This is a genomic window from Levilactobacillus yiduensis, from assembly GCF_024718525.1.
Taxonomy (GTDB): domain Bacteria; phylum Bacillota; class Bacilli; order Lactobacillales; family Lactobacillaceae; genus Levilactobacillus; species Levilactobacillus yiduensis.
In genome coordinates this window covers 1-26,100 of sequence record NZ_JAMXAZ010000005.1, presented here as the reverse complement: position 1 = coordinate 26,100, position 26,100 = coordinate 1, and the positions used below count along the sequence as shown (strand labels likewise).

General features: G+C 54.2%; 20 protein-coding genes and 1 CRISPR repeat array. Of the genes, 9 read left to right on the top strand and 11 right to left on the bottom strand.

All coding sequences use genetic code 11. From position 1 onward, the window contains the following. Window positions 1-25 precede the first annotated feature (25 nt). The 5 genes from NGM66_RS04165 to NGM66_RS04145 all read right to left on the bottom strand — a co-directional run bounded on the left by NGM66_RS04165 (window position 26) and on the right by NGM66_RS04145 (window position 6,395). The gene (locus NGM66_RS04165) at window positions 26-826 is read right to left on the bottom strand and encodes a Cof-type HAD-IIB family hydrolase (protein WP_208909740.1); all 801 of its coding nucleotides are present in this window, start codon (window positions 824-826) and stop codon (window positions 26-28) included. Between the two features lie 197 nt (window positions 827-1,023). Next, on the bottom strand, window positions 1,024-1,728 hold the full coding sequence (locus NGM66_RS04160) for a DnaD domain-containing protein (protein WP_208909741.1): 705 nt from the start codon (window positions 1,726-1,728) through the stop codon (window positions 1,024-1,026). A gap of 72 nt (window positions 1,729-1,800) precedes the next feature. Next, a complete protein-coding gene (locus tag NGM66_RS04155) occupies window positions 1,801-2,982 on the bottom strand; it encodes a pyridoxal phosphate-dependent aminotransferase (RefSeq protein ID WP_208909742.1) in 1,182 nt (393 codons plus the stop codon). A 20-nt stretch (window positions 2,983-3,002) separates the two neighbouring features. After that, window positions 3,003-3,506: a cell wall elongation regulator TseB-like domain-containing protein gene (locus tag NGM66_RS04150; protein ID WP_208911032.1), complete on the bottom strand. Its 504-nt coding sequence runs from the start codon at window positions 3,504-3,506 to the stop codon at window positions 3,003-3,005. 48 nt (window positions 3,507-3,554) lie between these two features. Then, entirely contained in the window at window positions 3,555-6,395 is a 2,841-nt protein-coding gene (locus NGM66_RS04145; protein ID WP_208909745.1) for a helicase C-terminal domain-containing protein, read from the bottom strand. Between the two features lie 951 nt (window positions 6,396-7,346). Here NGM66_RS04145 and mvk point away from each other — a divergent pair. The 4 genes from mvk (at window position 7,347) to fni (ending at window position 11,479) form a co-directional block, all read left to right on the top strand. Beyond that, on the top strand, window positions 7,347-8,294 hold the full coding sequence (mvk, locus tag NGM66_RS04140) for a mevalonate kinase (protein ID WP_208909747.1): 948 nt from the start codon (window positions 7,347-7,349) through the stop codon (window positions 8,292-8,294). Then, on the top strand, window positions 8,291-9,262 hold the full coding sequence (gene mvaD, locus NGM66_RS04135; protein ID WP_208909749.1) for a diphosphomevalonate decarboxylase: 972 nt from the start codon (window positions 8,291-8,293) through the stop codon (window positions 9,260-9,262). Before mvk ends, mvaD begins: the two co-directional genes overlap by 4 nt. A 92-nt stretch (window positions 9,263-9,354) precedes the next feature. After that, window positions 9,355-10,428 carry a phosphomevalonate kinase gene (locus NGM66_RS04130; RefSeq protein ID WP_208909751.1) on the top strand — a complete coding sequence of 358 codons (1,074 nt, stop codon included), beginning with the start codon at window positions 9,355-9,357 and terminating at the stop codon, window positions 10,426-10,428. Window positions 10,429-10,441: 13 nt separating this feature from the next. Further along, window positions 10,442-11,479 carry a type 2 isopentenyl-diphosphate Delta-isomerase gene (gene fni, locus NGM66_RS04125; protein WP_208909753.1) on the top strand — a complete coding sequence of 346 codons (1,038 nt, stop codon included), beginning with the start codon at window positions 10,442-10,444 and terminating at the stop codon, window positions 11,477-11,479. Between the two features lie 84 nt (window positions 11,480-11,563). On the opposite strand, the gene NGM66_RS04120 is transcribed toward fni, so the two are convergent. Continuing rightward, window positions 11,564-12,940, bottom strand: coding sequence for an RsmF rRNA methyltransferase first C-terminal domain-containing protein (locus NGM66_RS04120; protein WP_208909755.1), 1,377 nt, complete (start codon window positions 12,938-12,940; stop codon window positions 11,564-11,566). A gap of 222 nt (window positions 12,941-13,162) precedes the next feature. On the opposite strand from NGM66_RS04120, the gene NGM66_RS04115 reads away from it, so the two are divergent. Further along, window positions 13,163-13,975, top strand: coding sequence for a Cof-type HAD-IIB family hydrolase (locus NGM66_RS04115; RefSeq protein ID WP_208909757.1), 813 nt, complete (start codon window positions 13,163-13,165; stop codon window positions 13,973-13,975). Window positions 13,976-14,371: 396 nt separating this feature from the next. On the opposite strand, the gene NGM66_RS04110 is transcribed toward NGM66_RS04115, so the two are convergent. The 4 genes from NGM66_RS04110 to NGM66_RS04095 form a co-directional block, all read right to left on the bottom strand. Further along, window positions 14,372-15,520, bottom strand: coding sequence for an ArgE/DapE family deacylase (locus NGM66_RS04110; protein WP_208909759.1), 1,149 nt, complete (start codon window positions 15,518-15,520; stop codon window positions 14,372-14,374). Between the two features lie 169 nt (window positions 15,521-15,689). Further along, window positions 15,690-17,192, bottom strand: a complete 1,503-nt coding sequence (glpK, locus tag NGM66_RS04105; RefSeq protein WP_208909761.1) for a glycerol kinase GlpK — start codon at window positions 17,190-17,192, stop codon at window positions 15,690-15,692. Between the two features lie 175 nt (window positions 17,193-17,367). Beyond that, window positions 17,368-17,592, bottom strand: coding sequence for a 2-hydroxymuconate tautomerase (gene thmT / locus NGM66_RS04100; RefSeq protein WP_258115414.1), 225 nt, complete (start codon window positions 17,590-17,592; stop codon window positions 17,368-17,370). Window positions 17,593-17,627: 35 nt separating this feature from the next. Then, a complete protein-coding gene (locus NGM66_RS04095) occupies window positions 17,628-18,524 on the bottom strand; it encodes a YitT family protein (protein WP_208909763.1) in 897 nt (298 codons plus the stop codon). A 416-nt stretch (window positions 18,525-18,940) separates the two neighbouring features. Here NGM66_RS04095 and NGM66_RS04090 point away from each other — a divergent pair, with 416 nt between their 5' ends. The 3 genes from NGM66_RS04090 to NGM66_RS04080 all read left to right on the top strand — a co-directional run bounded on the left by NGM66_RS04090 (window position 18,941) and on the right by NGM66_RS04080 (window position 23,012). Next, window positions 18,941-20,356, top strand: coding sequence for a C69 family dipeptidase (locus tag NGM66_RS04090; RefSeq protein ID WP_208909765.1), 1,416 nt, complete (start codon window positions 18,941-18,943; stop codon window positions 20,354-20,356). 56 nt (window positions 20,357-20,412) lie between these two features. After that, window positions 20,413-21,924 carry a glutamate/gamma-aminobutyrate family transporter YjeM gene (gene yjeM, locus NGM66_RS04085; protein ID WP_208909767.1) on the top strand — a complete coding sequence of 504 codons (1,512 nt, stop codon included), beginning with the start codon at window positions 20,413-20,415 and terminating at the stop codon, window positions 21,922-21,924. A gap of 152 nt (window positions 21,925-22,076) precedes the next feature. After that, entirely contained in the window at window positions 22,077-23,012 is a 936-nt protein-coding gene (locus NGM66_RS04080; protein ID WP_208909769.1) for an alpha/beta hydrolase, read from the top strand. 81 nt (window positions 23,013-23,093) lie between these two features. Further along, window positions 23,094-23,487: a CRISPR direct-repeat array (repeat unit 28 nt; unit sequence GGATCACCCCCACACCTGTGGGGAATAC). 197 nt (window positions 23,488-23,684) lie between these two features. Here the strand turns inward: NGM66_RS04080 and NGM66_RS04075 are convergent. Continuing rightward, a complete protein-coding gene (locus NGM66_RS04075) occupies window positions 23,685-25,679 on the bottom strand; it encodes a KUP/HAK/KT family potassium transporter (RefSeq protein ID WP_208909771.1) in 1,995 nt (664 codons plus the stop codon). 172 nt (window positions 25,680-25,851) lie between these two features. On the opposite strand from NGM66_RS04075, the gene NGM66_RS04070 reads away from it, so the two are divergent. After that, entirely contained in the window at window positions 25,852-26,028 is a 177-nt protein-coding gene (locus tag NGM66_RS04070) for a helix-turn-helix domain-containing protein (protein WP_373418461.1), read from the top strand. Window positions 26,029-26,100: the final 72 nt, after the last annotated feature.

Here is a 26,100-nt window from a genome sequence, read left to right as displayed (position 1 = left end):
CCGTCACCCCCTCTTTTCATTTTATTTAATTGGCACCTAACCAGTGGGCCATGGCATAGGCCACGCCGTTCTCATCGTTGGTCTTGGTCACGTGCTGCCCCGCCGCTTGAATCTCCGCCGTGGCATTGCCCATCACGATGGGGAGCCCCACCGCATGGAGCATGGGCAGATCATTGTGGCCGTCACCAAACGCCGCGGCCTCATTGGCGGATACTTGCCGCTGTTGCAGCAACACGGCAATACCACTGGATTTCTGGGCGTGTGCACTGGTGATTTCCAGGTATTCTTGACCGGACTGCTTGATGTTGACGGCCAAGTCCAATGCCGTCAACGCCCGCTGTAAGTCCACCATAACCGTTGCCGCGCCCACAATCAACATAATTTTCATCAGTTGCCGCGTTTGGGCCAGTTGTGCCAGTGGTTGGTGCACCACGATGGGACTTTGATGCGTCAGGACCTGTTCATGCAAAATACCGGCGTCCACGTGGCGGGTCAGCCAACTCGTCTGGTCGTAGACGCTCACGCTAACGGTGGGGAAATCCCGTTCGATCACGGTCAATAACGCCACGCTAACCGCTTTTGGCAAGGGATGTTGCACCACCGCCGCCCCGGTCTGGGGATGGAAGATCAGCCCACCGTTAAAGGCAATTTGTGGGGCCGTTAAACCCAACTGGCCAATCGCCTTAGCCATCTCTAGCGGTGCTCGCGCGGACACCAAGGTGAACGGCACATCACTTGCCTTGACTGCCGCAATCGTGGTGGCACTCAGCTCCCCGCAACTGTTCAACAGGGTCCCGTCCATATCAGAAAAAATGTGCTTAATCATGGGAAAGCTCCTCTCGTCTTCTGAATACCCTTAGCATACCGTATGGAACGCGTTCCATAGCAAGAAAATTTTTTAAATAAGCGTGAGACAACCACATCAGTTCAGCGATACCAACGCGCTTGGCTCCAGACACCAAGCCAATAAAATAGGACCCAGGAAAAACTCCCAGGCCCTTCATTGTTCAAAAATCGGTTCGTTTATTGATCCGTCAGCTTAAAAATCGGCACGTCAGGCACCTCGCCGCCACCTTGATTGCCACCGGTCGACTGATTGGTCCGCCGCGGCTCTTGGCGTTCCTTTTCACGTTGGACCTGAGCCGCCGTCTTTAAGTTCTTGCGTTCCCAGCTTAAGAGAATCCGGTCCATGTATTTCAGACTGTACGCCTGACTCAGCACTGCTTCCTTTAGGGCCAGTTGAATCAACTCTGGGCGGTAGTGGTCCTGATCCAACCACTGCGTAATGCTTTCCATTTCCAGCGGCGACAGTGGCCGACCAAATTCCGTTTCAATCTGGTTGAACACGGCAGAGCGGTCATTACTGACGGTCGCCTTAGCCGCCTGATGGGTCTCCTGCACGGCCAGCTGGCTGAGCTTTTCCGTCAGTAGGCGAAAGTCATAGGCGTCTTGCTTTTGGCCCTGACTGTCGGTCACCGTGGTAATCGTCATTAACTTATTCGTAATCAATTCATGTAAGAGCTGATAGACTTTTTGCTTATCCCAACCCAAGTGAGCCGCAATTTCGTCGGCATTGGGCAGTTGCGTGCCGCGATCCATGTAGCGTCGCAGTTGGAAGAAGACCAGCAACTGGTCGGTGGTCATCCCCACCTCGCGGAAATGGTCCAACAGGTAGTTGGCCACGCTAGTCTGTCCCGCCTGCACGTAACGTTGGATAAAATCATCCATGGTGAAACCCCTCCTGATTTTGAATGAAAACGACCGAACCCAGCAGTTGCGGTCCGATCGTTAAAAACTAACTTAATCTGTCGTCATAAATGTCTGGAGCCGGGCCATCGCCGTTTTTAGCGAATCCAGGTCCGTGGCGTAACTCAAACGGATGTGGTTGGGAAGGCCAAAGGCAGCGCCCGTGACCACCGCCACGTGGGCCTGATCCAAGACGGCCGCGACAAAGTCATCAGTCGTGGTCGTGCCCTTTAACCGCATGGCCTCATGCACATCGGGGAACAGGTAGAACGCCCCCTGTGGCTTGTGGGCCAACTGGAACCCCGGTAGCGCCGTTAGCAGCGGGTAAATGGTGTCCAGTCGTTGTTGGAACGCCGCGCGCATCTGTTCGACTGGCGTTTGGTCACCCGTTAAGGCGGCTAACGCGGCAGCTTGACTGACCGCTGCCGCATTCCCAGTCATGTGGGATAACACCGTCGTTAACGCGGCCACGATCGATTGCGGTCCCACGGCATAGCCAATTCGCCAGCCAGTCATCGCGTAGGTCTTGGAGACCCCGTTGACCAGCACGGTGTGATCAGCAATGGCCGTCCCCAGCGTCAACATCGACGTTGCCGGCCGCTGCCCATCGTAGATCAGGTCGCCGTAAATCTCATCCGCCACGATCAACAGGTCATGGCTAACGGCCCACTCTCCGATAGCCCGCAACTCATCTGGCGTATACACCAGACCGCTGGGGTTTTGCGGTGAGTTTAAAATGATGGCCTTGGTGGCTGGCGTCACGGCGGCTTCTAGTTGCGCCGGCGTGACCTTTAAGCTGGCCGTGGGCGCCACTTCGATGGGCACCCCGCCAGCCAACTTGACCTGTTCGCTGTAACTGACCCAGTAAGGCGCCGGCAATAAGACTGCGTCGCCCGGGTTCAAGACCACCTGACACAGCGCGTAGAGCGCCAATTTGGCACCCGTCGTCACCACGACTTGGTCTGCGGTAACGGACACGTGTTGGGTGGCCGCTAAGTGGTCAGCGACGGCCTGGCGTAGCGGTAAGATCCCCGCTGTAGCCGTGTAGCCGTCGACTTGATTGGCCCGAATCGCCGCCACGGTGGCGTCCTTAATGGCCGTGGGTGTCGGAAAGTCCGGTTGGCCAACACTCAGGTTGATCACGTCGACTCCCGCATCCCGTAGCTCCTGGGCCCGTTGCCCGGTCTTTAGGGTTGCGGAAGGTTGGACTGCTAATGCGCGTTTTGCGAGTTGCATCGTATCCCCGCCTCCAGTCGTTAAATGTTTGAAATCTGTTGGAGCATCTTGCCCGTGCTGTATTGGTAGGTCACGTAGCACAGTTTGCCACTCTGGTTCAGGTAGCTGACCTGCCAAGCGGGCTTACCGTTGAACACGCACAGTGCCGCGGATAAGACCTTCTTGGGATTCTTTTGCCAAACCCGTTGAAGCACCGTGTTGCGGGACAACCCGTCCGTTTGCTTTAAGACCGTGACATTATTGCCGGTCTTGGGCACGATGGCGTAAACGTTTTGCTTGGCCTTGTTCTTCCCCGCAACGGTATAGTAAGTCGTATCCAAGTTGGTCCAGTAAAAATTACTGGTACTGGTCAAATGACCCGATTTTTTAGCGACGGCTTCCGCGTGAGCTTGATTTTGAGTCAGGGGTTTCGTGGCCTTATTGACCATCACCGCCGCACTGATCAGAATCACCAAGATCACCAGCAGCACGCTCAGCAGGACCCAATGATGCGGCCGCTGACGTCGTTGATACTGTTGTCTCATCAATTTCCATCGGTCTCCCTTGTCGAATTTCAATCTTTTCCAATTATATCAGACTTCGGGGGGTGTCACCGAGTTGTCCGTCTTTTTTTCAAAAAAATTAACTAATCCTTGGGCAATGGCGCTGGCATCTCCCGTGGCCTGCGGCAGATCAGCCGGCAGTGCGCGTAGGATCGATTGCCCGTAGTGGCGTTCCAACAGGCGCTGGTCCAAAATGACAATGGCCCCACGATCGTGCGGTGTCCGAATCAACCGGCCGATTCCCTGGCGCAATTTCAACGTCGCCGCGGGTAAAGCCGCACTGTAAAATGGATTCTTGCCAGCCGCTTCCAGCCGCGCGTAATTGGCCTTGACGAAGACGCGGTCCGGCGAATCGAACGGCAGCCGCGTGACGATCAGGAGCTCCAGCTGTTCGGCGGGTAGATCAATACCTTCCCAGAAGCTGGCCGCCCCCAGTAAAATTGCGCCGTGGCTGGTCGCAAACCGTTTGGCGATCCGCTCACGACTCCCACTGATCCCCTGCGCAAAGATCTCACGCTGAGCAAATTCGGGCTGGGCACACAACTTCTGATAGACCTGCTCGATCACGGCAAGTGAATTGAACAGAACCAACGTCTGCTTATTCACCGCCCCCGCGATTTCACCAATCGCCGCGGCCAAGTAGGTCACGTAATCGGCAGGCGCTACCCGGCTGAGGTTCGGCCCGGCATCACTGATGAACAGCTCGGCCTGCTGGGCGTAATCAAAGCTGGAACGCATCCGGTGCGTCGTCGTTTGCTCGCGGTCTAAGTCGAATTGATCCAAGACGTACTGCGAACGACCGGAGGAAAATAACGTGGCCCCGGTCAACAGGACTGGCTGAAAGCCCGCATACAACTGGTTGCGCAAGAAGCCCTCGGTCGCCAGTAACCCACTGGCCAGTTGAAGACTGTTGCGGTCCCCCACGTGATTGATGGTCAGCCAAAAGAGACTGGCGGGTGCCTGATCGACGACCTGCCGCAAAATGGTCAACAGCTGACTCATTTGGTCATCAAATAAATGAATCCGGGTGTCGACCTGTTCAAACAAGTAGCGCTCGGAGGCCGCAAACCGGTCGGACTGGCTGTCAAATTGTTGCCGCAGAGCGCCGAGTTCGGCCAACAGGTCGTCGGTGGCGGCTGTTGCCTTGGCCACCGCGTCCCCGCGGTCGAGTTCAGCGGCCAAGTCCGCGGCCGGAATCAGCTCTTCAATAATCTGGTTGTGGTTGTTGGGCCGTTTAGCGGCCAAGAAGCGCAAGAAGAGCTGGCTGACCAGCGCCTCCAGCTGCGTTTCCAGCGTTTGGCTCACCGCCAAGATGCGGTGTAGCGTCGCCACGGCCGCCGCATCGCCGTGAAAGAGGCTCAAGAGGCTCGGCCCCGTCTCGCGGCCAATGTCGCGTTGCACGTGATGAAGTTCGTTGACCAACTGGGCAAATTTGACCTGGGTCCGCCGCTGCTTGAGCGTGCTATCCGGCAGGTGCTGTGCCTCGTCGATCACCAGGTACGGCCGATGCAGTCGTTCACCCAAGTCGAGCGCATGTTCACTCAAATAGGCGTGGTTGACGATGATCATCTGGGCCGTCTCCAGCCGCTGGTCGCGCCGCCGCAAGAAGTCATCCGTGTAAAATGGATTGTCCGCGGTCACTGCCCCCTCGTGCATGATCTCTTGGAAATACGGGGCCCGGTACGTCGCCAGGTGCAGTTCATCCAGGTCGCCGGTCGTGGTCATGGTCAACCAGACCAGGAGCCGTAGCTTGAGCAGTTGCGTTTGCTTGGACGACTCCGCCACTTTCAGCGTGGTCGCAAAGCGTTGGAGGTCCAGGTAATGGCGACTGCCCTTGACCAAGACCGCGTTGACTGGAAACGGCACGATGGCATTGAGTAACGGCATCGTCTGATCCAGCAACTGCTCCTGTAACAGGGTGGTCGCCGTACTGATGACCACCGGCCGCCCCGTTTGCCCCAAATACGCCATCGGTAGCGTGTAGCCCAGGCTCTTCCCAATACCGGTCGGCGCTTCGACGATCATCTGCTTGACGGGATGCTGGTCGGCATGGGCGTAGTTGTTGTAAATGTAATTCATCATCTTCGCCTGTTCCGGCCGCCATTCCAGGTTGTCCGGCATCAATTTTTGCTTTTGCTTCTTGGTCTTGGGATACTTGCTGGGTTCTGCCAGCGTGGTGGCCGGCGTCTCCCCCGGTTTGCGCAAAGCCAGGCCGTTCTTGATATACAAGTAGTCTGGCAACTTACGGGGCTGCTCCTCATTCAACCGGTGGGCCACGTCAAAAAGTGCCGCCGTTTGGAGCGGTAGATCTGGGTGTAAATCGATCATTTTTTGCAGCGTCACTTGCGGTAAAGCCCGCAACCGGCGGAACAGGAAAATAAACAGCTCGGCCGTGGCGCTGGCATCACTGTCTGCGGAGTGCGGGCTGTCGTGTTCGATATTGAAGTAGCCGCTCAAGTCCCGCAGCCGAAAGCTGGGTGACGTGGGCAGGAGAATCTGACTCAGAGACACCGTATCCAACGCCTCAATCGTGAGTTCGGGGTACCCGACCCGGTTGAACTCTGCGTTGATAAACGGCAGGTCAAAATTGACGTTGTGGGCCACAAACACCGTATTGGTCAAGAGACTATACAGGGTCCCGGCAACGTCATCGAAGAGCGGTGCGTGCCGGACCCGTTGATTGGAAATGCCCGTCAGCCGGGTAATCGCTGTGGGAATCTCCCGTAACGGGTTCACGTCCGTCTCGAAGTGATTAATAATTTGATTATGCTGGACGAAGACGCACCCAATCTGGATAATGCGGTCGCCATCTGTCACACTGGTTCCGGTGGTCTCAATATCGACCACCGCATAAACCGTGTCTTTATCCATAATATGCTCACCAATTTCTGCACAATTGCGATAATAACTGGCACTATGATACACCACTTGGCCCGCTAACGCTACGCCTGAGTAGCCGACCGCGCCGCTTTTTTTGCGCGCAAGCTAGGCAATCAGCGACACGGTAGGCTTAACACGTCACCCGATGAAATGGCGGCCACAGAAATTTTTACACCGAACTATTTACCATAGCAATTTCAGTCTGGTATGATAGTTAAGTTGTCCTTAGCTGAAAGACTGGCCGAAATACTGGAAATTTGATAAAACTGGCCGCCTTACCGTTCGCTAGATATGAGTCGGAACGCGGTGGGTGCCGGTCCGAGCCAAAGAGCGGTCTCGGACCTCAACTTGAAGCCGACAACCCGCGTCTTCAAGTTGCCAGTTCCCTAACCGGCAAGAACCCCGCCGCTAAGGGAACTCCCACGGCTGAACTCATATCTAGCGAACTCTCGGCTACGGTGATGACTGTCAATAACGGTATCTTTCGGCCGAAACAAGCTACCCCAGTCGTTGCCTGCCACCAGGATTAATGGCCACGTGCCAACCTTGCCGGAGGAGGCCAGAGGTGTAGCCAGCTGTGTCGACCCTGTTAGCTGGCGTCTTTTGCCAGGTTACTGGGTGGGACGACTTGAGAGACTTGCGCTTTTTGCAAGGCTTTCAAGCGAGCCGGAAGCCCGCTCTTTGGCTGGAAGTGTTCCCCATAGCAGGCGGAATATCTGGCAGCCGCAGGCACTGGTTTGCTCAGTATCAGGTTAGCGAACGGTAAGGCGGCCAGCAAACACCATTTCGGATTGTTTAGTCAATTACCAGCGACTTTCTATAGAAAGGGTTAATTTTTACGTGAATCCGGGATTTTAAAGGTCAAAGCTAGCGCAACGCCAATCAGTAGAGTATGATATTTTCTGGTAAGTAAAATTCGACAAGGAAAGTGAGCGAGGAGACTTGGGTCAAACGGCAATCGGCAAAAGTAGCGCGAAAATCATTCTTATTGGGGATCACAGCGTGGTGTACGGCCAACCGGCCATCGCGTTGCCCCTGCCTTCGGTGACGACCCGGGTGGTCATGGCCCCCGCAACCACCGGCCAGACCATCGCCAGTCGCTATTTCGACGGTCCCATTGCGCAAATGGGCCAGAACTTGGCGGGCGTGGCCGCGTTAATGGCGACGCTGTTAAACCGTTTTGACGCCCAGTCTACCCCGTTTACCATGACCATCACCAGTGATTTACCGGCCGAACGGGGTATGGGTTCTTCAGCGGCCGTGGCCGTGGCCATTACGCGCGCCATGTACCACTTTTTCCAACGCCCACTGACTCGGGACCTATTACTCAGTACCGTAGAGATCGCCGAAAAGATCACGCATGGCAATCCCAGCGGCATTGACGCCGCCACCGTCAGCTCCGACGTCCCCATCTGGTTCGTCCCGCACCAAGAAACCCTGCAGATTCCCTTTACGCTTCAGGGCTACCTGGTCATTGCCGACAGTGGCATCAAGGGCCAAACGGGTCAAGCCGTGGCCGCTGTTGCGCGGCGCAAGATGGCCTTTCCGCAAGAAACGACGCAACAGATCACGCGTTTGGGCGAACTCAGCCATCAGGCGCGCATTGCGTTGGCCGCACCGGACCTGATGCATTTGGGCCAGATCATGAGCGATGCCCAGGACCAATTACGGGGACTCGGCGTCAGTTCAACGGCCCTCGACCATTTGACCCAAGTTGCCCGGCAAAACGGGGCTCTGGGCGCCAAATTGACCGGTGGCGGCATGGGCGGTTGCTTGATTGCCCTGTGCCCTGACCTGACGACCACGCAACACGTTGAAGCCAGCCTCTTGGCCGCTGGTGCCACCAAGACCTGGACGGAAGCCTTTAACTTAGAGGAGGAACCCCAATGACCGCTGTGACCGCACGCGCGCACACCAACATCGCCCTAGTTAAATACTGGGGGAAGGCCGATACCGACCTGATCATCCCCCAAACCAGTAGCCTATCGCTGACGCTAGACCAATTTTACACGGACACGACCGTTGCCTTTGACACGGCGCTCACTGCCGATACCGTCACGTTAGACGGCACGCGTTTAAGCGACACAGCCAGTCAAAAGGTACGCCGATTCTTAGACTTAGTCCGGCAATGTAGCGGTGAGACTCGCTTCGCCCAGGTCATTTCGACCAACCACGTGCCCACCGCAGCGGGCTTAGCGTCCTCCGCCTCGGCATTTGCGGCCTTGGCTGGTGCGGCTAGTCGTGCGGCCGGCCTAGAGCTGTCACCCAGTGACCTGTCCCGATTGGCACGGCGGGGGTCCGGTTCCGCGACGCGCTCCATCTTCGGTGGCTTCGTAGAATGGCAAGCCGGTCACGACGACCAGACCTCTGTGGCCGTGCCGCTTCAAGAACAGGTCGACTGGCCCATTGCCATGGTGGCCCTGTTGCTAGACCCACACCACAAGAAAATCAGTTCCAGACAAGGGATGCAAAGTAGCGTGACCACGTCGCCTTACTACCCAGCCTGGAAACAAGTGGTCGCCAGCGATTTGGCCGCTATCAAACCCGCCATCTTGGCGCGAGACTTCACCACGACCGGTGAGATTCTGGAAGCCAACGCCATGCGGATGCACGCGTTAACGCTGAGTGCCAACCCACCATACAGTTACTTCAATGGCGATACCTTAACGGCGATGCAAACGGTCCGCAACCTGCGCGAGACCGGCGTGGCGTGTTACTACACGCTAGATGCGGGGCCAAATCTCAAAGTCTTTTGCCAAACGCCCGACCTGCCCGCCGTCACGACTCAGTTGGCCGCCCAATTTGGCGCCGACCGGGTCGTGGTCGCTCACCCCGGTCCCGGCATTCAGTTTCTGTAGGTCACTGTGACCTGATACATAGTGGTTGTCTGACAATCACACCATAATTTTAGTTAAAAAAACGTCAACGAAACAAGAAGGGACCTGATTTATTGATTTCCGCGCAAGCACCCGGAAAACTTTACATTGCCGGCGAGTATGCCGTGGTCGAACCCGGTTACCCGGCAATTATTGTTGCCCTCAACCAGTTTGTGACCGTGACCATCACCCCCAGCCAAGACTACGGGCGGATCGCGTCCAAGCAGTACCAAGAAAATTCGCTGTACTGGCAACGCCAAGGAACGGAATTGGTTTTTGATAACCGTGATAATCCCTTCCACTACATCCTCTCGGCCATTCGCCTGACCGAACAGTACGCCCAAGCGCTGGGCAAGCCCTTGGCCATCTATCACCTAAACGTGAACAGTGACCTCGACAGCGCGGATGGTAAAAAATACGGCCTGGGTTCCTCTGCGGCCGTGACCGTCGCCACCGTTAAGGCACTCTGCCAATTTTATGGCATCAAGATGAGCAAGGACCGGCTGTTCAAATTAGCCGCTATTGCCCATTTAGACGTCCAAGGCAACGGCTCATTAGGTGACATCGCCGCGTCTGTTTATGGCGGCTGGATCGCCTACCAGGCCTTTGACCGCGACTGGTTGGCTTCCGCACGGCGAGAGTTATCGTTAACGAAGCTGTTAGACGCCGATTGGCCTGGCCTGCAGATCGAACTTTTGACGCCGCCCGAATCCCTACGTCTGATGATTGGGTGGACTGGTACGCCGGCTTCCACCTCTCATCTGGTCGACAAGATTGCCCTCTTCAAGGCAACGCGGCGCAAGGACTACCACGCTTTCTTACGGGAAAGTCGGGAATGCTTGCAACGCATGATTCAGGGCTTCCATGATCAAGACCTCGACGCCATTCAACGCGAAATCGCCGTTAACCGGCAACTACTGAACCGTTTGGCCTGCCTGAGCCACGTGACGATTGAGACCACCCTGCTGAAAACGATGTGCGACATTGCGGTCCACATCGGCGGTGCCGCCAAGTCGTCCGGTGCCGGTGGCGGGGACTGTGGTATCGTCATCATTAACGCCGCCAAGGACCTGGCCCACCTCCTCAAGGAATGGGAAGGCCGCGGCATTGAACCATTGAAGCTCAACGTCCATCACGTTATCGAGTAAGGAGTGAATCCGCATGGATCTTACACGTCACGCCCACCGCAAGGACGAGCATCTGTCGTTGGCGGAAAAATTCTATCAACCCGTCGCTGCTAGCCAGTTCGACCAACTCAGATTCATCCACCAAAGTCTGCCCGAAATCGCCGTCCGTGACGTGGACCTGACGACACAGTTGGGGCCACTGCGGTTACCCGTCCCATTTTTGATCGAGGCCATGACCGGTGGCAGTCCCCGGACTGGCTTGGTCAACGCCCAATTGGGCCGCATCGCAGCGGCGACCGGTATGGCCGTGGCCAGTGGCTCACAGAGCATTGCGCTCCAAGACGCCAGCACGGCCAAGACCTTTACGCCATTGCGGGAAAATAACCCCGATGGCATCGTTCTCGCCAATATCGGTGCCGGACACACGGTGGCCCAGGCACAAACTGCCGTTGACATGCTGGCGGCCAACGCCCTAGAGATTCACGTCAATACCGCCCAGGAACTCGTGATGCCCGAGGGCGACCGCGAATTCCATTGGCTGGACAGCATCGGTCAGACCGTCGCTGCTCTAGACGTGCCCGTCATCGTCAAGGAGGTCGGCTTCGGCATGGCTCAAGAAACCTTGGCAAAATTGGCGGCCGTGGGTGTCCAGTACGTTGATCTGGGTGGCCGTGGCGGCACGAACTTCGTGCAGATTGAAAACTTCCGGCGGCCTAACAAGGAACTCAGCTACCTCGATGGCTGGGGCCAAACCACGGTAGAGTCTCTCTTCGAAGCGCGCCAAGTGCCGCAACTCCAGGTCATCGCCACGGGTGGCGTCCGGCAACCGTTAGACGCGGCCAAGGCCCTGGCTCTCGGCGCGACCGTCGTTGGCAGTGCCGGTCAGATCCTCCACAGCCTGATCAAAACGGATGAGGCCACCACGACAGCCAGGTTACTGGACTGGCAAGAGGGGTTGCGGGACATCATGACATTACTTGGTACCCGCAACTTGGCGGCACTACAGACCCAGCGGCTCTTGTTGTCGCCAGCATTAGAGAGTTATTGCCGGCAACGGTGTCTGCAGTATTAAGCCTTTAAAATCAGTTTCTTGTTATAGACAACTAAAAATTCCCTGTGACCATCTGCCTCGTTTGGCGGGTCACAGGGGATTTTTTTAATTGGCTGTGTTTACATCATCATCGTAAACGGTGAAGCGCAAGCCTTTCGGGAAGAAGTTCTTGACGGTCGTGCCAACGACCTTGCCAAAGCCCACGGGTTGCCCCGTACAGACCAGTAAGTACCAGCCCTTTTGCGGCGCATCCGTCAGCGTGAACGTCTCACCGTGGACCCAAGCCCGCCACTGCGTATCCGTGATGGCAAGCGTGTGGGCGACCTGTTGCGGGCCACTGGCCAGAGCCAAGGCGTAAGCCGGTTCGAACCGGTTCTTCTTAAACGTTCCCAGGTGCAGGCCGGGCCGGAAAACGTGTAACTTTTTCAGGTTTGGCAAGCCTGCAGGGACTGCAAATAACTGGTCCTTGACCGTGATGAGATTGGTAAAGGCCGTTTTCCCCAGCACCGTTTGGGCAAAGTCCTGCCACAATTTGCGCTGGTCGCTGGTCAACGGCGTCCCTAATTTAGCGGTACCGTGTGGTGCTTGAGCCTCGCCGGCATCGCGCTGAAGCTTGGCCACGAAATGCCCTTCGCCCTGTAACAGGTGTGGGAACAACCGGGCCGCCTTCTTTAATTCGGGGTTGCCATCGGCCCAGTCTGGCCGGGCGTCGATCACGCCACCCACCTTGTCGATAGGCACCAGGTGAAAGTCCGGGTAGTTTTTCAGGACCCAGGCCATCATCTGCTCATCTTCTTCTGGCGCAAACGTACAGGTCGAATAGATCAACTGGCCACCAGGCTTCACCATCTTGAGCGCCTCGGTCATGATCTCCTTTTGCCGCGTGGCACACTCGTTGACGTAATCCAGAGACCAATAATCCATGGCCGCGGGGTCCTTACGAAACATACCTTCACCAGAACATGGTGCATCGACCAACACCTTGTCAAAAAAGTCCGGGAAGATGGGACTTAACCGATCGGGCGATTCATTCAAAATGACTGCCGACTGCACGCCAAAGCGTTCAACGTTTTCCGCCAGGACCTTGACCCGCTTGCGGTTGATCTCGTTGGTCACCAACAAGCCAGTGCCTTGGAGATAACTGGCTAAATGCGTTGTCTTTCCCCCGGGTGCCGCACACAGGTCCAACACGGTCTCACCGGGTTGCGGTGCCGCCGTAGCGCCCACAAACATGGCACTGGGTTCTTGGCTGTAGACCGCACCACTTTGGTGCATCAAGGTCCGGCCACCAACTGACCCAAAATGGCCGCGAGGTTCGTACGGCACGGTCGGCGCTGCTGTTAATCGTTCCGGCAACTGGTGATGGGCCGGATTCGTGCGGTAGCCACTGAGGCTGGGCGTGTCAAAGCTAGCGAAGAAATCCGCTGCACTCGATCCCAGCAACCGCTGATATTTTGTCTTAAAGTCCTCAGGTAAATTCACCGTTATGCCTCCATCTTGTTAGATACAATTTCAAAATTGCTATATACAGAATGCTTCAAATCGTTCATTTCACGTTAACCATTATACCCGTTTCTCCCGACCAGCACTACCCTTTCTTCACAGCGAAATAGTCGTAATTTTCGGCGACTTATGTTACATTGAGAGGGCTAGTTTATTTTGATCGAAAATCCAATCAACCAACGAAATGTGAGGTGTCTCTCTTTGGAAAGAAAATTAATCGCCATTGACCTAGATGGCACGACCTTAAACGCGGATGCCCAAATCTCCGCTAAGACTAAGGCCGTTTTAACACAAGCGCGTGAAGCCGGTCACATCGTCAGCATCGTGACTGGGCGCCCTAACCGAATCTCTGCTAACTTTTACGACGAGCTTCATTTGGACGGGCCCATGATCAACTTTAACGGAAGTCTGGGTCATATCCCCCATGCCCAATGGCCGCATGAATATCAATATACCTTTAACAAGGAAGTCGCCTTCGACCTGTTGGCGCACCGTGAAGAGCTCGGCATCAATATGATCGCAGCTGAAGGCAAGAACCTGTTTCTCGCCGTACGTGATCAACCCGTTGAAGTCGGCTTCTTCCCGTCCGTCCTCCAGAGTAACCAGATTCTAAACCAGAAGACCCTGACCGAAAACCCCACCAGTCTGACGGTAGCGGTCGACCGGAGCCACCAGGAACATCTCCTGAGCTACCTGAAGCACAACTTCAGTGATGAAGTCGACGCAGCACCTTGGGGCGGTCCAAACTCTGTGGTCGAACTTGGCGTCAAGGGCGTGCAAAAGGCTACCGGTGTGGAAGCCCTAGCGCACCACTACCACGTGGAACGCAAGAACATCGTGGCCTTTGGTGATGAACACAACGACACAGCCATGATCGATTATGCCGGTTGGGGTGTCGCCATGCAAAATGCCACGACGGCCATTAAGGGGCTGGCCCAAGATGTCACCGAACTGGACAACGACCACGATGGCTTGGCCGACTACCTGCAAGACTATCTCAAATTGGCTGAGTAGCTAGTTGAATTCGTCATTAAAAGGAAGCTCCGAGAAAATTTCTCAGGGCTTCTTTTTGGGTTCTACTAAAATTGCCGTACTAAAATTGCCACGATTGAGTCACAATCTTTTACTTTACATAACATTAATTATCCGTAGTAACTCTAGAACGCTTATTTTTGCCAGGCCCTTTCTTAATAACAGTCGTATTGGTAGCAAAAAATCGGAAGAAAATGCCCCTCAGCCACATTCTTTCCGATTTTATTATGATCATCAACCCTGTTATAGGCCATTCTTGCTAGCTACAAGTGGCTTGCAATACCTTCTAAATACCGCCAGATCAACATTGACGCACCTAATTGCTATCTACCAATAATTTATAGTTGAATCTAATCCCCGTATCATGCTTTTTGCACTCTACAAATTCAAATAACCTGGCAACAACTGCTGATACAATGTGATAAAGTCCAAATACATCTGCCGATCCACGTGCTCATCGACCTGGTGCGCTGTCTGGTTACCGGGGCCAAAGACAATGAACGGAAATTGGTGGCCCTTATCCTTCAAGAGGTTCGAGGCATCGGTCACGGCCGGCAGTGGTAATTTAGGAATCGGCTGACCGGCAAAGGGTTCGCCCAATTTCGCTGCCAAATTACTCAGCGGATTGTCCTGAGGTTCTTGGACCGGCCACTGATCCATGTAGATGTCCATGCGGACCTGGGCCCCGGTCTGATTCTGCTGGTCGACCAGTTGTGTCAGTTCAGCCCGCACGGCCGCATTATCGAATTCCGGAATCGTCCGCACGTTCATCTCTGCCGTCGCCGTTTCCGGGATCGAATTGACCTGGTTGCCACCGTTGAAAATGGTCGTGTTGAAGGCTAACTTACCCAGCAAGGCATTTTCCTTATCCGTGTGCCGGAAGACTTGGTTGGCCTGCGTCAAAACCGCCAGCAGCGGATCGATGGCGTTCGCCCCCAGCTCTGGCATCGAGCTGTGAGCCACCTGTCCCTGCGATGTTAACCGGACATCCATGGAGCCCTTGTGCGCCGAGAATAAATTGTAGCCGGTCGGTTCGCCAATCAGCAAGGCGTCCACATCCTTCATGGCCCCTTGCTCGTAAAAGACCTGTGAACCGGTCTCCCCGACCTCTTCGGCCACCGTCGCCATTAAGCGAATCGTCCCGTGTTGGGGGTACCCCGCTGCGTGCAATTCAATCAAGCTGATGACCAACGCCGCCAGACCAGATTTCATGTCAGCCGCCCCTCGACCATACAACTGGCCAGCACGTTCGGTCAGTGTAAACGGCTCGCTTTGCCACTGAGAAACGTCGCCGGGCGAGACCACGTCCATGTGGCCTGAAACGGCCAGCACTGGGTGGCCAGACCCAATCTCGGCGACCAGGTTCGTCCGCCGTTCAGCAACCGGTAACAACTTTGCTGAAATACCATGTTCGCCTAAGAGCTGCTGCAGATAGGTGGCTACGGCAAGTTCATTGTCGTTGACCGAGTGGATCGCCACCAAATCACTGAGAATCTGAATCTTCTGTTCATCTGAAAAGACTGCCATCGCTGACTCCTCCTTTAGTGTTACACCCATTGTAACCCGAAACCGGTTACAAGACAGCTCATTTTCACCTGGAAAAACTAACCGTCTACAGCGTTCGCAACCAAAAATGTCACCGCAAAAAAGTGAAATCCATCAACTTACGACAGACTTCACTTCTATGTTAACTTATTTAATCCTGATGAAAGGCTTGCGTTGCCTTAATGGCCGCTTGCCAGCCGTTGTAGCAGTGTTCCCGCTTGTCTTCCGCCATCTGTGGCACGAATTCATCACGTGACTTGTGCATTTGCCGAATCGTGTCCATATCCGGCCAGAAACCAACGGCTAGGCCGGCCAGGTAAGCCGCCCCCAGCGCTGTGGTTTCATTGATAGCCGCCCGTTTGATCGGCGTGTTCAAGATGTCTGCTTGGAACTGCATCAAGAAGTTATTGTTGGCCGCCCCACCGTCGACACTCAGGGACTGCAGGTGTAAGCCCGTTTCCTTGGTCATGGTATCGACCACGTCACGCGTCTGGTAGGCAATCGCCTCAACCGTGGCCCGGACGAATTGTTCCCGAGTGGTCCCACGGGTCAGGCCAAAGACAGCGCCCCGCGTTTCTTGATTCCAGTATGGCGCACCTAACCCGGTAAAGGCAGGCACGACGTAGACATCGCCAGTCGTTTGCGCATCGACCGCCATCTTTTCGGATTCGCTGGCGTGCTCAAAGAACCGCATGCCATCGCGTAACCATTGGACCGCAGACCCGGCCACGAAGATCGACCCTTCCAGCGCATAGGTGACCTTACCGTTCAAGCCATAGGCAATCGTCGTCAACAACCCGTTGTGTGACAGCGTCGGTTCTTCCCCCGTGTTCATCACGATGAAAGCCCCGGTACCATAGGTGTTCTTGATCATCCCTTTGTCAAAGGCCGTTTGCCCGAACAAGGCAGCTTGTTGGTCCCCGGCGATACCGGCAATCGGTACTTGGACCCCACTAAAGGTGTAGCCCGCCGTGTAGCCATAAATTTCGGATGAGGACCGTACCTCTGGTAACAGAGATTCTGGAATGTTGAGCCAACTTAAGATTTCTTTGTCCCAAGCCAGGTCGTGAATGTTGTATAACATGGTCCGGCTAGCGTTGGTGTAATCCGTCGCGTGGACGCGCCCGCCAGTCAGCTTCCAGAGAATCCAGGTGTCAATGGTCCCAAATAACAATTCACCGCGTTCAGCGCGCTTCTGAGCCCCGTCTACGTGGTCGAGGATCCAGCGAATCTTGGTTGCGGAGAAATAAGAGTCAATGACCAGACCGGTCTTCTCATGAATGGCATCGGTGTGCCCTTCGTCTTTCAATTGGTCGGCAATCTCACTGGTCTGTTTGGATTGCCAAACCACCGCGTGATAAATCGGCTCGCCGGTCTTCTTGTCCCAAATGATCGCCGTTTCCCGTTGATTGGTGATCCCAATGCCCCGCACCTTGTACGGTTGCACATCTGAATCAATTAACGCGTCGGAAATGACGGATTGGACCGCGTTCCAAATCTCGTTGGCATCATGTTCGACCCAACCTGGTTGCGGGAAGTACTGGTGGAACTCCCGTTGTGCCTGTCCCGCAATTTGGCCGTGCCGGTCGAATAAAATAGCCCGGGTACTCGTCGTCCCTTCATCAATTGCCATCATGTATTGTTGATCACTCATCGTTCAACTCTCCATTCATTCGTTCGTTAGCGACGGCCTAATCTTGCCGTGATGTCGCACTTGTTACCAGTATACCTAAAAGAGATGGTTAAGCCAAACCTTTTTCAAAATGAAACCGCCACCAACACCGGTATATCAGGGTTGGTGGCGGTTTATAAGTTTTCGCAAATATTTGCTACTTTTCGTCACTCTTTAAAACGCCGGCCACGCCGTAACGGTTAGGTTGCATTTCACGTAAGATGACGTGCACGTGTTCTGCGGGTGCGCCCGTGTTCTTGGTGACCGCAGTCGTGACGTCTTGGACTAAGGCCTTCAGTTGATCTTGTGAACGGCCAGCAATTAAGTCGATGTTTACGATTGGCATTTCTCTCGTTCCCTTCTTCTCGTTGAATAGTGTTATTATACCGGTTCCAGCGCCCTAGGGCAATCCTGAACCTACTTTTGTTGTGTGGTTTGCTTCAACTTCAATTGCTCCGTCTCATTGTAGAAGTTCCCCTCAATATCCACGGTGTTGACCAGGTTGACGAAGGCCCCGGGGTCGATGTCCTTGACCGCGTGCTCCAATGCATAAAGTTCATACCGTGATATAACGGTCATCAGGACGGCACTGTCTTTTCTGGTATAGGCTCCGAATGATGGCATCACCGTGATACCCCTAATCAAAGTCTTATTTAGCTCAACAATCACGTCATCTTGCCGGGTGGTCACGATGAAGGCCGTCAGCTTTTGGTGCCGGGTGTGGATGCTGTCGACGACCCGCGACATTGCATAAATCGAGATGATTGTGTATAAAGCACTCTCCCAGCCAAAGAGGAACCCGGCCAGGATCACGATGCTGAAGTTGATCATCATCATGAGCGTCCCAATCGTCCGGCCTGTCGTCTTTTCCAAGACCACGGCCACGATATCCATGCCCCCGGTCGAAAAGCCGTTTTTCAACGGATAGGCCACGCCCACCCCGGTCAGGATGCCACCGAATAGCGCCGCCAACAACGAATTGTTAGAAATGTTGGCCACCGGGACCACGATGGCCAGCACCGAGGTCAACACGGCGACCATGATGGAGTAAATGGTGAAGCTACGGCCGACCTTGAACCAGCCCAGCAGGCCAATGGGGATGTTGAACAGCAAGATGAACCACCCGGTACTCAGGTGCACGCCCGTCATGGCTAACAGGGTGGAAATAATCTGAGAAATCCCATTGATTCCGGCACTAAAAATCTTACCAGGCACTAAGAATTCATTCAGAGCAATCGCCGTAATCACGGCCGATCCGACTAAAATCATGAGATGTTTACCCAATTCTCGTTTATTTTTTAATTTATTTCTCATTTTATCTGCCTCTCTCGGGAAAGTCATTTTACTTATTTAACCACATCCCCCCGCCGTTGACCAGCGATACCACGGGCTTGGCTGGGTCAATTAACTGGCAAAACGCCGGAAAGCTTACATTTTTCCTGTATAAATATTTATTTTTATGAGAAATATAAACAAAATAATTAAAAACGCCCCCGAAATGAATCGTACTGAAACTAAACATGCTAAAATGGGCAATGAACGAGAGTGGGCCTACAGGCGATTAGCTGGCGAGCAGTCAGGCTGATTAGCGAATAATCCCGGGTTGGGCGTGTTTGCTGATCAGTTTTAAGCGGAACCAGCTGCCTTTTGGTCCAAGTCTCAGCAAGATAAGTTCAGAAATACCAAATAGTTTGGACGTTTTATCCCAAACCTTGAAAGGAGCGCTCCCATTGAATTATTCCGCTTGTACCAGCATTTTAATTGGTCCCCAAGCCACGATGGACGGGTCGGTCATCATTGGCCGTAACGAAGACGCCAAGGCCGCTTGGCCCAAACATTTCGTCGTTCACCCCGCCCAGACTGCGACCACCCCGCAACAATTCGTTAGCACGGATAACGGGTTTCACATGCCGTTGCCGCTGACGGCCGCCAAGTATACGGCGACCCCCGAATGGACCGATAAATTTGGTCTATTTGAAGAAGACGGCATCAATGAATACGGTGTGGCCATGAGCGCCACCGAGAGTACCTACTCCAACGAGCGGGTCTTAGGCGCTGATCCACTGGTCAAGGACGGCATTGGCGAAGAAGCCATGGTCACCGTCGTTCTCCCCTATGTCAAGACTGCACGTGAAGGGGTCAACCGCCTCGGCCAATTGGTCGAAACATACGGGACCTCGGAGTCCAACGGGATTCTCTTCGCCGACCAGCAGGAAGCTTGGTACCTGGAAACGGGGGCCGGCCACTACTGGGTCGCCCAACGCATTCCGGCCAACGGATACGCCGTGGTGGCCAATCAAATGGCGATTCAGGCCATTGACTTCCACGATGCCGACAACTTCCTGTTTGCCCATAATCTACGGGCCTTCGTGGCGGAGAATCATTTGAATCCGCACAGTGACCGCTTCATTTGGCGCGACATCTTCGGCACGCAGGATCAATCCGATCTGTACTATAATACGCCGCGGGTCTGGTACGGCCAACGACGGTTCACCCCACAGGTCGCTCAGCAACCGCAATCATTTGATCTACCATTTATTCAGTATGCTGACCGCTTATTGTCCGTGGATGACGCTCAGGGCTACCTCAGCAGTCATTTCGAAGACACGCCCTACGATCCCGTGGGTTCTGGCAGTGAGGCCGACCGCAAACGTTTCCGGCCTATCAGTCTAGCCAAGACGCAAGAATCGCACGTCCTGCAGTTACGACCAGACATGGACCCCAGTCTCGCTGGTATCCAGTGGTTAGCCATGGGTGTGGCGGCCCAGAGTGTCTACGTACCGTTTTACGCGGGTATTGACGAAACGCCGGCCGCCTACCATCTGGGCGAAGAGACCTACGACAGCCAGTCGGCCTACTGGGTCTACAAGCTCGTCAGTGTCTTATTAGACGCCCACTACCACGACGCCTGGCCAACCGTGAGCGCCGTGCAAAAGGACTTGCGCATCGCCTTCAAGCAATCCGTGAAGCAAACGGATGCCGTGGGTCAGCGACTGTCCGGTATCGAACTGAACCATTACTTAACGCAACAGGCCGCGACCAACGCCGCATTGGGAATTCGACGTTATCGTGAGCTGGCGGCGACCTTGATCACGCAGGCCACCGACTTGGGCCCATTGAACTATCACCAGGACCTCAACTTATAACTACGGCTGAGATTAGCCACCACGACTAGTCTCCACCAATTTTGGGAGATAAAAAAATGAATAAGCAAAAAAAGATCGGCTTGTTTAGCCTGATCTTAATGATTTTCACGGCCATTTACGGCTTCGCCAATACGACGGTCGCCTATGACCAAATGGGCTATGCCAGTATCATTTGGTACGTCTTAGCGGCCCTTCTGTTCTTCTTGCCTAGCGCCTTGATGCTGGCGGAATACGGGTCATCGTTTAAGGAGGCTAAGGGGGGCATCTACTCCTGGTTAGCCGGCTCGATCGGTGAAAAATGGGCCTTCATTGGGACCTTCATCTGGCTGTCCTCATGGATCATCTGGATGTTGTCGACCTCGACTAAAGTCTGGATTCCGCTGTCCACGCTGATTTCCGGTTCTGACCAAACACAGACTTGGTCCTTTCTCGGCCTGAGCTCCACGCAAACGGTCGGCCTGCTGGGAATCTTCTGGATCCTGGCAGTCACCTTCTTTGCCACGCGCGGGGTCAACTCCATCGCCAAGATTTCTTCATTAGGCGGTATCTTCGTGATGGTCCTGACCGGCGTCTTCTTCGTCGCCAGCATCGTCATCGTGATTTTAAATCACGGCCAACTGGCTGAACCCATCAACGGGATCCACAGCTTCATCGCCTCACCGAACCCGCAATTCTCATCCCCAATGGCCCTATTGTCCTTCGTGACGTACGCGGTCTTTGCCTACGCCGGGATGGAATCCATGGGTGGCATCACCGATAGTATGGACAAGCCAGAAAAGACCTTCCCCAAGGGACTGATCATTTCAACGATTGCCATTACCATCATGTATTCCCTGTCGATCTTCCTTTGGGGGATCAGCACCAACTGGAGCCAGGTCTTGGGCAAGAGCCAAGTCAACCTGGGAAATATCACCTACGTTTTGATGAACAACTTAGGGTTAGTCTTGGGTAAAGCCATGGGATTGACCGGTGCCGCTTCTGTCACGATGGGCCACGTCTTAGCCCGGTTGACCGGGTTGAGCATGTTCATGGCTTACCTGGGATCATTCTTCGTGTTGGTTTACTCACCACTGAAGTCCTTCATCGTCGGCTCTTCACCAAAGCTGTGGCCGGCTAAAATGACCAAGTTGAACAAGGCTGGCATGCCCGGCTTTGCCATGTGGGTCCAAGCCATCGTGGTCGCCGTCTTCATCTTCTTGGTAGCCTTCGGGGGCAACGCAGCCAACCAGTTCTACTTGATCTTGACGGACATGGGGAACGTGTCCACGTCCTTCCCGTACCTCTTCTTGATTGGTGCCTTTCCGTTCTTCAAACGCCGGACTGATCTGGAACGGCCATTTGTCATCTTCAAGAGTCGTCTGTGGACCAACGTCATCGTAACGGTCGTCCTCATCATCTTGGTCGGCGGTATCGGCTTCACCTGCCTGCAACCAATCTTGGATCACGACTACATGACGGCCTTCTGGACCATCATCGGCCCAATCTTCTTCGGGGCCGTGGCGTGGATCTTCTACCACAACGCCCAAAAGCGTTCGGCTAAGGAAGAAACACCCGCTAACGAAAACTAAGCACGCACGATCATTTCGGGAAACCTTTAATCTTAAGGTTTCCTTTTTTGTTGGACAATAGTTTGCACGTTAAGCCATTTATCTGATACGCTTGATTGGCTCTTGGCAAAAATCTTCGGTAACATGAGCAGTAACAGGAGGGGGAGATCAGTATGCGAAACCTGTTGAAATGGGGTTGGGGAACCCTACTTATTTTTGGTGTCTTGCTCGCGGGATGCACCGCGATCGACGGCCAGCGATCGGTCGCCCACAGTCGGGTGCGCACCCGCAAAGTGACCCGTTTGGATCGGGTCAAGGTCAACCGAACACGGGCTAAGAAGAGCCAAACGCGGTTACATCAGGTCGGCTACACCACGCCCACACTATTCATGCATGGGTTTGGCGGCAATGCCGGCTCGACCAATCACTTAATTGATGAGGCGCAAGCGGACGGCTATGCTAACCGGACGCTCCTGGCGACGGTCAGTCCCAACGGTCACGTCACTTGGAGTGGGACCTGGCCTAAGGGCACCCGCCACCCGGAAGTGCAGATCGTCTTTCAGGACAACCGTAACCGTAATTACCACCAGGACGCCCGCTGGCTCAAACGCGTCATCAAGCAGCTTCAGCGGCGTTATGGCATCACCAAATTCAATTACGTCGGGCACTCGATGGGCAATACGGATATCATGATGTACGAAACGCTATTCGGTCAACGCAAACGCTTGCCACAGCTCCAAAAGTACGTTGCTATTGCCCCACCAATGCTGGGTAACATTGTCATGAATCCCTGGTCAGTCCACACGACTAACGCGGCCAATGGTCGTCCCAGCCGTTTCTCACCGACTTTCCAGCAACTTGTCAATCATCGGCAGAACATTCCCAACAATCAGCTCCAGGTCCTCAGTATTTACGGTGACTTAGGCAACGGCGCCAACACTGACGGCACCATTTCAGTTGCTTCCGCCCGCGCACTCAAGTACCTGGTCGGCAGCCGTGCGAAGTCCTTTAAGGAAATTGAGCTCACCGGCGATGACGCCGCCCACGGCGCTCTACCACGGCGGAACCCTGAAGTTGTACAGGATATGGAAGAGTTTTTGTGGGGGTAGTTGTTTAGCTCGTATTATGGTATACGAAAGGCCCACCAGCAAATCAATGCTGGTGGGTTTTTGTACTGAAAATTATTTTTTAGAATACCCCCACACCTGTGGGGAATACATAAAAGCCCAGTTAAGGGCAGTTCAACGCGGGGGATCACCCCCACACCTGTGGGGAATACGGAAACCCGCCGCTTTCCAGTGTTTGTTGCAGAGGATCACCCCCACACCTGTGGGGAATACTTTTGAAGAAGTCAATAATCTATTAGACGTTGAGGATCACCCCCACACCTGTGGGGAATACTGACTAGCATGGGTGACATGCATGGCACGAGCAGGATCACCCCCACACCTGTGGGGAATACTAAATGAAAATTGAACTGAAAAATCAGCTACTGGGATCACCCCCACACCTGTGGGGAATACTCATTATCACGCTGGTAATCACGATTTACCCGAGGATCACCCCCACACCTGTGGGGAATACACTAAACAAACGCCGCCACACCGGGATCCTGAAATTGGAAAAGTCTGGTTTTCATTTAACTTGAATTTAGCATACACTAGCTGCCTGACTTTGGCAATCCATTTTCTAGGACCAAAAAGGCGCTTGGAAAAACAGCCAAACGCATTAGTATCTCTTAACTTAAATTGTTGAAATGCGGAACAAAAGGCCACCTGGTTTCACTCACGCCGTTTCAAACTCCGGTCCGGATGCTGGCCGATAAACAGCGGTACCCGTTCCTCGACGACATCGCTGAAGGCTAAGCCGTACCAGCGTTGTGGCGATAGCGAGATTCGTTGTAGCAATAGCCGACCACCAATCAACAGGCGGTCTAACACTGGCAAGTCCTCTTGGGCACCCAGGTCTTGGAACTGTTGATTCAACATAACAAACTTAAAGTTCCCCACCCGGCGACCTGGAATACTGGAGTAGCGTGGCGTTTGATCATCCAACGCCCCTGTCTTCAGCAAATCATTAACGATTTGGCGCAAGTAGACATTTAATCTTTGAGGTTTCTTGAATCCCAGGTACAACTGCACGTCCATGACACTGCGAGCCAGCTGTTGCACCGTATAAGAACATTCATAAGGCGTGTCCGTCTCATTGACCGTGACGAACCAGTAGACCTTGGCGCGCTTGGGTTGCTGGTCTAGAATCGAATAGACCGTCGCCCGTTTCACAGCGTAGTCGCGACCCACATGGCCGATGTACACCAGGTTCGTGGCAAACGACGGTACTTGATCATCTTGGCTCAGCGCGGCCAACTGCGGTACGAAGTCCAGTAATGACACGTTTTCCGTATTGGCCAAATGCGCATCCCGCCGCAAGTTACCCACGTGCCAGAAGACCATGACCGTGAGAATCGCCAGCGTGAGCAAGACAGTCACGTACCCGCCGTGGATAAATTTAGCCAGACTGGCCAGCAAGAAAAGACTCTCCAAGAGGCCAAAGGCGACGACGTAAATATTGGCCAGAACCCGGTGCCCGCGCTGCCGGAGAAAGGCGTGCAATAACAGCGTGGTCATCAGCATGGTGATCGTAATCGCTAGGCCGTAAGCCGCCTCCATGTGACTCGACGTCTGGAAGTACCAGACGATGGACAACGTAATCCCACACAACAACCAGTTCACGGCACCCACGTACAACTGACTCTTGACGTTGCCGGGAAATTTGATGCGTAACCGTGGCAAAAGTTTCAAGCCAATGGCCTCGTGAACCAGCGTATAAGACCCGGTGATCAACGCCTGCGACGCAATGATAGCGGCGATGGTGGCAATCACAATGGCGAACATCCGCCAGTGCACCGGCACCATGGCATAAAACGGATTGAGTGGGTGCATCCCCGCAATCAAGGCACCGTGTTGAATCACCCAAGCACCCTGGCCCAGATAACTCAGCATCAGCATCGCGTAGACAAACGGCCAGGTGCCATAAATATTTCGTTTGCCTACTTGACCCATGTCCGAATAAAGTGCCTCGGCCCCGGTGGTCGCCAGGAAGATACTGCCCAGGATAAAAATGCCTTGGCGGTTCTCAGGACTCAACAAAAATTGGACTGCGTAGACTGGTGATAAGGCCCGTAGCATTAACGGCACCTGAACCAGATTGTGCAACCCGACCAGGCCGATAAACGTAAACCAAATCAACATCAATGGGCCAAACGACCAGCCAATCAGTTGCGTACCGAAACGTTGAACGAGAAACAGAATCAGTAAAATGCCGGTCACAACCAGCAAGACCCAGCTTTGCGACGTACTAAAATGCAATGGCCCCACAACTTGGCCCTTTAACCCTTCAATCGCCGAGGTGACCGTCACGGCTGGGGTCAACGTCCCGTCCGCCAGAATCGCCGCACCACCGACCAAGGCAGGCACGATCAACCATTTGGCCTGGTTACGGACCAAGGCATACAGCGCAAAAATCCCGCCCTCATCGCGGTTATCTGCCCGCATGGCCAGTAAAATATATTTCAACGTCGTAATCAACATCAGGGTCCAAAAGATCAAAGAGATGCTCCCCAGCATCATCGGCGCCAATTCGGTGGGTTTCTGTGGCCCGGCCGCACCGATAATTGCGTTCATGACGTACAGCGGCGAGGTGCCAATATCCCCGTAAACGATGCCTAGGGTAATGATCATCCCTAATCCTGATAGCGTTCGTGTCGTGGTTTTCATGGCTTGCGTCCCCCTTTGGATTCTGGCACCCATGATACCCATTCCCGACAACATTGCCAACGAATACGCCGTGATTTAGTAAGTCATTAACCGAATTAAGGGGTAACACGATAGTTCTAGGCGAACACCCCCTTTCTCTGGTATCATCAAGGATAACTTAGGGGGGACGAACATGGACAATCAGTTGGGGACGATTTTAAAGGAAACGCGCTTACAGCAGCATCTGTCGCAGCAGGCAGTGGCCACGGGTATTTGTGCGCAATCAATGTTGTCAGCCATCGAGACGGGGCAGGCCACACCGAATGCCAAATTATTGATTCAGTTGTGTCAGCGGCTAAATATTAGGTAGCGTCAAGAATCTTGTGTAAACGAAATGCCTTCGTACATATAATATGTATCTAACTTAAATAAATGATGCTTC